The 4950-nt window shown below is 57.3% G+C and carries 3 protein-coding genes and 1 pseudogene; 2 read left to right on the top strand and 2 right to left on the bottom strand.

Going from position 1 to position 4950, the window contains the following annotated elements:
- Positions 1-150 precede the first annotated feature (150 nt).
- The gene (locus F6X37_RS35255; protein ID WP_187614606.1) at positions 151-582 is read right to left on the bottom strand and encodes a hypothetical protein; all 432 of its coding nucleotides are present in this window, start codon (positions 580-582) and stop codon (positions 151-153) included.
- Positions 583-962: 380 nt separating this feature from the next.
- On the opposite strand from F6X37_RS35255, the pseudogene F6X37_RS35250 reads away from it, so the two are divergent.
- Positions 963-1748 (top strand): annotated as a pseudogene (locus F6X37_RS35250) (IS110 family transposase); the annotation flags it as partial.
- A gap of 458 nt (positions 1749-2206) precedes the next feature.
- Here the strand turns inward: F6X37_RS35250 and F6X37_RS35245 are convergent.
- On the bottom strand, positions 2207-3442 hold the full coding sequence (locus tag F6X37_RS35245) for a cation:proton antiporter (RefSeq protein ID WP_187614605.1): 1236 nt from the start codon (positions 3440-3442) through the stop codon (positions 2207-2209).
- A 293-nt stretch (positions 3443-3735) separates the two neighbouring features.
- Between F6X37_RS35245 and F6X37_RS35240 the strand changes: the two genes are divergently transcribed.
- Positions 3736-3921 carry a hypothetical protein gene (locus tag F6X37_RS35240; RefSeq protein WP_184060756.1) on the top strand — a complete coding sequence of 62 codons (186 nt, stop codon included), beginning with the start codon at positions 3736-3738 and terminating at the stop codon, positions 3919-3921.
- Positions 3922-4950 lie beyond the last annotated feature (1029 nt).

Below are 4950 nucleotides of genomic sequence, written 5' to 3'. Positions count from 1 at the left end.
GCCAGAGGCCAAAGGCTGTTCCTCCCAAGCCGCCGAGGCAACGCGGACATCCGCCCAGCCTGGAGCGACCTTCGCCGAGCCGCCCGTGGAGGCAAAACGCTAACTCCGGTTAAATGGACATCCCATAGCGGAGTAATCGCAAGCTTGCGATTACTCTCCCGGTGCAAACTCAAGGATTGTCGTCGCCCTGACGCCGCGCTCGGACCTCAGGTTCAGCAGCATGCGGCGCACCGCCGAATAGCTGCCCGTATAGCCGTGGTTGCGTTTCAGCGCATTGTGGATCGTCGTGCCCTGAACGTCGGCGTTAAACCAGCCTCGCACCAGATCGCGAAATGGCTCGAGCGTGGAGATGCGGCTGCGTGGCACCTTGGGATCGCGCCCAAAGATGCCAGCCAGCTCCGCGTCATCCGGCAAGGGACGGCCGGGATCAAGCCAGCCGTGAGCGAGCGCAACCTGCCGTACGGTCTTCAGCTTGCCGCGCCCCATCAGGTGTGCACCGGCAATGTCGCGGTCGGAATCGCCCTGGCGCATCCGCGCCAGGACCTGTCGATACTCAAACACTTCGAACCTCCTGTTACTCATCGGCCCTCCGGGCAAAGATGCCGAAGGTACCGGGTTACGGAAATTCGAAATGCGTTTCGGGCTACGGCCCGGCGCGACCACCAGCCTGCACAGTGGCTCGATTACGCCGATCCTGAGGTGGCTCCATTACGCCGATCATGCACTGGCTCGATTACGCCGATCATCAAGTGGCTCGATTACGCCGATCCCGGAATGGCCTCATTACGCCGATCCGTGACAACGAGACCTACATCAAGGTCAAGGGCCAATGGAAGGCAGTATGACTTTCCGTGAGGCAGAGGCTGGCCCGCCGTGAGGAATCAAACGCGGGTTAGCATGTCTGCCAGAGCCGCACGGTGTGGACAGGGCCACACCCGGCGATTTCCGGCACGGAGGCCAGCATGGAACACAATAGCACGGTGTACGTTGGACTCGATGTTCACAAGGAATCGATCACGGTCGCCTATTCGATCGATGCCGGCGAAGTCGAGTTGCTCGGCAAGATAGGAACGACCCCGGCAGAGATTGATCGGCTGTGCAAGCGGCTGCAATCGAAGGCACGGCGCGTGTGCGTGGTGTATGAGGCAGGTCCCTGTGGCTATGGTCTGTACCGGCGACTGGTCGAGCAGGGTTTCGAGTGCATGGTCTGTGCGCCGTCGCTGATTCCAAGGAAGCCGGGTGAGCGCGTGAAGACCGACCGGCGCGACGCAATCAAGCTGGTGCGCGCGCTACGTGCGGGTGACCTCTCGGCCGTGTACGTGCCTGGCGTTGAAGATGAAGCGTTTCGGGATCTGGCTCGCGCGTGGGCATGCGCGCGGGATGACCTCAGACAGGCACGGCATCGACTGAAGTCCTTCCTGCTCGCGCACGGCGTGCGCTATACCGGCAACGCCAACTGGGGCCCCGCCCATCGACGCTGGCTGAGTGAGCATACGTTTGACAGCGAGTGGCAACAACTGGCGTTTAACGAACACCGGCGCACGATCGAGGACCGGCTTGCGCAATGCGAGCGTCTCGAGACCGCCTTGCGCGAGGCGGTGATCAACTGGCGGTTCTATCCGGCCGTACTCGGGTTGCAGGCGATGCGCGGTGTGCAATTCGTCACGGCCGTCGGAATGCTCTCGGAACTTGGTGACCTATCACGATTTGAACATCCCCGTCAGTTGATGGCATGGCTAGGAGTGACATCTCGAACAATCCCTGTCATGCCGCTAGCGGCATTACCCTTGCGAAAACGCGATTCGTCCATTGGTCGTCGGGCGCCGCTATCGACAGGTTGTAGTTATGGAAGGTCCGTCGGCAAAATCTGGCGGAAGGATGGGAGCTAGATTAAGGTGCGCGGTCAGTGGAAGTTACCTCGGTCGGAAAAATGGGCGCCAACATTCCGCAAAATCAGGGAGTGGAGACATAGATGAAGCCAATCTTCCGAGCTGTGTACACGTAGGAATTTTGTGAGGAAGTGCGCCCCAGGTAACCCGCGCTCAGCCATCATCTCGACCAGATCGCGTGGACTGAGCTTGCAGATGAGGTGCCACCGCGCACCATCGAACGCACTCTCCAGACCCTTCCGCGCGGTCATCGCGGGCCATCGGATTGACGCTACTCAACCCCACCTTTGACCCTGGTTGCAAGAGAACCGCAGCTTCTAGGTTCCGTAGAGTCGCTTAACCAGCCTTCCGAGCGTTGGTGCCTGAATAAGCAAGCTGAACACGACAATCAGGTAAGTTACGCCGATCAGCATCTCGCGGCCGGGGAACTCTGGCAGCGAAAGCGCGAGCGCAATCGAAATGCCGCCGCGTAGACCTCCCCATGTCATAAGCGTGGCGGTATGCGGGTTCAGGCGCCTGAACTTCTGAAGCATCAGTAGCGGCAGTACCACGCTGATACCCCGAGCAATCAGAACAACTGGAATCGCCGTAAGCCCAAGCAAAACGATGTGCTGATGCAAGGAGACCGCAATGATTTCCAGACCGATCAGACCGAAAAGAATGAGATTGAGCAGCTCGTCCAGCAATTCCCAGAAATTGAACAGGTGCTCGCGAGTCTTCTCCGACATAGCGGTCGCCGCGCCGTGATTAGCGATCACGAGCCCCGTGATGACTACACTCAGCGGTGCTGAAACATGCAGGTGCTCCGCCAGACTGTATCCGCCGGTGGCCAAAGCCAGGGTGATCAGTATCTCGACCGGGTAGCTGTCGATTCCCCGGAGCAGGACAGACGCGCCAAAACCCAGGCAAGTTCCGAGGACAAGAGCGCCAATTATCTCCCGGAAGAGGTCGACGGCGACAGCTCCCGCTGAGAACTCGCTAGTACCTGTGGCAAGACCAACAAGCGTCAGGAACGCGACCACGGCGGTCCCGTCGTTGAAGAGCGATTCACCGACTATCTTGGTTTCCACGCTTTGGGGTGCGCCGGCCTTCTTGAGTACGCTAAGCACAGCGATCGGGTCGGTCGGCGAAATCAATGCCCCAAACGCCAGGCACCACAGCAGACTGACCGGGTGTCCAAGCAATTGAGCCACGTAATAGAACCCCGCTCCAACCGCGCCAATGGAGATGAGTACACCGACAGTAGCCAACATCAGCACTACGCGCCGCTGCTCGCGCATGCGTGACAGGTCGACGTGAAGCGCTCCTGCGAAAAGTAGCAGGCTCAAAAGGCCATGAAATACGATATCGGAGAAGTCGATCCGGGTGACAATCTTGCGGGCCTGCGTAACCATCTCAGGATAGTGGAAACCCAGCGCCGATACGATCAGGCAGGTGATCAATCCAACAGCTGTGATGCCGAGTGTATCGGGCAGCTTGATGTAGCGGTGGTTGATAACGCCAAAAATCGCGACTAGGGTGAACAACACTCCCGCCACGTGAAATACTGTCATAGGATAATTTTGTGCATTGCAATTAGAAGATCTGAACAGAATTCAGCCGGACCGAACCGATAAGTGCAACGATCAGGCCCGGAAGTCTATTCAGAAAACACATGGCGGTTCAAGCTGCGTGATCTGCCAGGAGGGTCACTACGATTCGTGACACTAACGGATTTCAGCTCACGATCAGCACGTTGTTTCCAATGGCCGCCAGTGGTGACAGGTCTGCACATTGGTGGTCGGCCATGTGTAGCGAGCTATGAGCGTAGTCGGCTTTCGGCCAGCGCCTCCGACCGAAGGACAACATGAACATGATTATGGCAAGAGCCGATGCGGCAATGAGTGTTATCGCCGCGACACCTTTAGACCCTCGCGGATTGCGCGATCGCACTGGCGGCAGCATGCGCATCGATCCTGATCGCGCTGTCTTCGAACACCGTCATCTATGTCAGGTGATGGTTAGCACAAGCAGCGCGCCGACGACGAATTGACAGATCGTATGACCCCGCGAAGACCGCACGATAAAAATGCCGGCTAAAGGCGGCCACGTAATCCGCTACTTTCAGTAGAGAATCGTCCGGTCATTGAGCCCGTCATCGGCGCGCAGAGATTCATATGCATAGCTGCGCATCGACAAAGTGACGAGATTCGGCAGATAGTTGCCGGCGTTCTCGCCTAACACGCGTACAAGGAGTGTGGTGGGTTCCGTCAAAATCACAATCACAAGCAGATCGAAACCAAAGATTGATTTGCGGTGGTGAAGATATTCCTTAGCGAGACTACGTGCCCTCAGGCCCTGAAGGTGACGGACAAAGTGGCTAATGAAGCAGCAGTCGGCACTTGGGCATTACCCTTCTCCTTCACAGTTTCTCGCCCCGACAGGCGGAAATGCGTGAACCGGGAAGATATGTTGCACATCTTCAGCGACGCGCGCCAAACAGATTTCGCAGCACCGACAGCATGCCCACGGGAACGAGACGGAAGTGGGCATGGTTCGGGATGCTTGCATGGCTGTGCGAGTTCGAAAATTCAATCAGAGAGAAAGGCTTCATGGCTATCTCCGTGCAAATCTCAAGAACATAAATGAGATAGTACGGGAATAACATTTTGCATTTTATCGAACCAGTCAGAAATGATGCTGCTACCAGGAATTTCGACTGCGGCAGGAAATCGTGTGACAACTTCACTGTTCGGCACAGCCATGAACGTGCCCTATCCGCACCTCGCCGCACGCCTGTTCAACACGCCGCTCTCGCACCAACGGTTCGATGAAAATAGGCGAGCAATGGGTGGGCCACTGTCTATACGGGCAGCCCTATCTGGTCAGACAATCGCGCGCGGAAATCAGTGCTTGTGAAAGACTGCGAACGAAAAATTCGTACCAGTCTCACTCTGTTGTCGCGGCTGTCTGATTTCGCGGGGTCACCGATATCCGGACAATTGGAGCCAGTACGAAATCTCGTGTTTCGTTCGCCAAGGTCACCCGAATTAGCTGAATCGATCCTTTAAACGACGAGCAT

This window comes from Paraburkholderia sp. 31.1 (genome assembly GCF_014397645.1).
Classification (GTDB): domain Bacteria; phylum Pseudomonadota; class Gammaproteobacteria; order Burkholderiales; family Burkholderiaceae; genus Paraburkholderia; species Paraburkholderia tuberum.
Note: the sequence above shows the minus strand (reverse complement) of the source record. Positions and strands in the feature narration are given on the sequence as shown.